2 protein-coding genes and 2 tRNA genes are annotated in these 1,962 nt (G+C 51.2%); 1 reads left to right on the forward strand and 3 read right to left on the reverse strand.

The features are described 5' to 3' along the window. Positions 1-157: 157 nt before the first annotated feature. A complete protein-coding gene (locus GT753_RS25605) occupies positions 158-496 on the reverse strand; it encodes a DUF413 domain-containing protein (protein WP_004929946.1) in 339 nt (112 codons plus the stop codon). Positions 497-615: 119 nt separating this feature from the next. On the opposite strand from GT753_RS25605, the gene hdfR reads away from it, so the two are divergent. Next, entirely contained in the window at positions 616-1,443 is an 828-nt protein-coding gene (hdfR, locus tag GT753_RS25610; RefSeq protein WP_015379398.1) for an HTH-type transcriptional regulator HdfR, read from the forward strand. 269 nt (positions 1,444-1,712) lie between these two features. Here the strand turns inward: hdfR and GT753_RS25615 are convergent. Both GT753_RS25615 and GT753_RS25620 read right to left on the reverse strand, forming a co-directional pair. Then, positions 1,713-1,788, reverse strand: a tRNA-Trp gene (locus GT753_RS25615). 51 nt (positions 1,789-1,839) lie between these two features. Continuing rightward, positions 1,840-1,916 (reverse strand) — tRNA-Asp (locus GT753_RS25620). Positions 1,917-1,962 lie beyond the last annotated feature (46 nt).

Below are 1,962 nucleotides of genomic sequence, written 5' to 3' on the forward strand. Positions count from 1 at the left end.
ACCCATGTTGGTGATTTCCTTCTTACTTGTGGTGAGTAAGCTGGAATATTCCGGCATGGGTTTCCTTCAGGCTAGAGCCTCACAGGTTCAATCACCACCTCCTTAGGAGGTGGTTTAAGGCTTACAATGAAAATGGGGCCCGCAGGCCCCATCGTCTTTAGTCTTCGCTGTCGCTGTAATCTTCTACTGCGTCAGCCTGCGGTTTACCGCCGGACAGAGTATGGAATTTCTTCGGGCGACGTGTGCGCGCCAGATATTTAGCCCATACTTTTTCCTGTTCGGTAGCCGCTTCGCGCTCACCGCGGCACACTGCGACGAACAGCTGTTCTTCTTCAGTGGCCGGCTGGCGTTTACCCGAGTCCAACTCGTTAAACGCGTAGCCGAAGCGCTCTAGCAATTGCGCCTCTTTAATGGTGAAATCGCCGTGACGGGAGAACCCGCGAGGGTAATGTTTATTATCAAAAAAACGATTGGTCGTGGTGAAGCTATCCGCCATCTGACACGCTCCTAATTCTCTTATGGCCGTGCTGTTTATGGCGCGGAGTATTAGATAGGCTTGACAGCGTGTAAAACAAAACATTTAAATCTTAACGACAAATTTTTTTGGAGATAGGTGTGGATACCGAATTACTGAAAACCTTTTTGGAGGTCAGTAGAACGCGTCACTTTGGCAGAGCCGCAGAATCTTTGTACTTAACGCAGTCCGCGGTCAGTTTCCGCATCCGTCAGTTAGAAAACCAGTTGGGCGCAAATTTATTTACCCGTCATCGCAATAACATCCGCCTGACGCCTGCCGGCGAGCGGCTTCTGCCCTATGCCGAGAGCCTGATGAACACCTGGCAGTTGGCGAAGAAGGAAGTCGTGCGTTCGCTGCAACACACCGAGTTATCGATCGGCGCTACCGCTTCGTTGTGGGAGGCCTATCTGACCCCCTGGTTGCAAGCACTCTATCAACAACGCGAGGCGCTGCAGCTAGAAGCCAGGGTGGCATTAAGGCACTCTTTGGTAAAACAACTGCATGAAAGGCAGCTCGATTTACTGATCACCACTGAACCGCCGAAGATGGATGAATTGGCCAGCCAGCAGCTGAGCAATTTCTCATTACGCCTGTACTCATCCGCTTATCGTGACAAACAGGCCCCAATGCCCTACATCAAGCTGGAATGGGGAGCCGACTTCCACCAACAGGAAAACCGCATGTTGGAAGGTGATAACGTACCGGTGCTTACCACCACCTCCGCTCACCTGACGCGTCAGCTGTTGGAAACCACGGGCGGATGCGCTTTCCTACCCAGCCATTGGGAAAAAGAGTACCCACAGCTGGTGGCCGCCAGCGAGATCCCGCCGATTATCCGCCCACTGTATGCCGTCTGGTTGCAAAATAGCGATCAACAGCCTTTGATTCGACAATTACTTAAAATACCTTTAAATACCGCAGCCTAAAGCGCTATGGCGGCCTTAAAAGCCGCCACCGTGGTCTTGGCTGTCTATCATGCCAAAAGCCGCCCATCGCCTTCTGAGAGAAGAAAATGCAAAATGTCGGGAGAATCAGGAGCTCTGCGGAGGTAAAGATCGAAAGGTTATGGAGCAATTCGGATCAGATAAACATCAGCATAGAACAGCCGATGCGCTCTTTTCCAAAACGATAACGCGCTAAGGAAAGGGATAATAGGTAAAAAAAAACCCTTTGCTTTCGCAAAGGGTTCTTAATATGGCAGGGGCGGAGAGACTCGAACTCGCGACACCCGGTTTTGGAGACCGGTGCTCTACCAACTGAGCTACGCCCCTAAATCTCGCTTAACATTATGCCTGCTAATAAAGCAGGCATAATTAAATAAGTGGCGGAACGGACGGGGCTCGAACCCGCGACCCCCTGCGTGACAGGCAGGTATTCTAACCAACTGAACTACCGCTCCACCGATTCTTTTACGTTGTATCTTTCGATACCGGCAATATCGCGCT

This window comes from Serratia sp. Z4 (genome assembly GCF_009900725.1).
GTDB lineage: Bacteria > Pseudomonadota > Gammaproteobacteria > Enterobacterales > Enterobacteriaceae > Serratia > Serratia nematodiphila.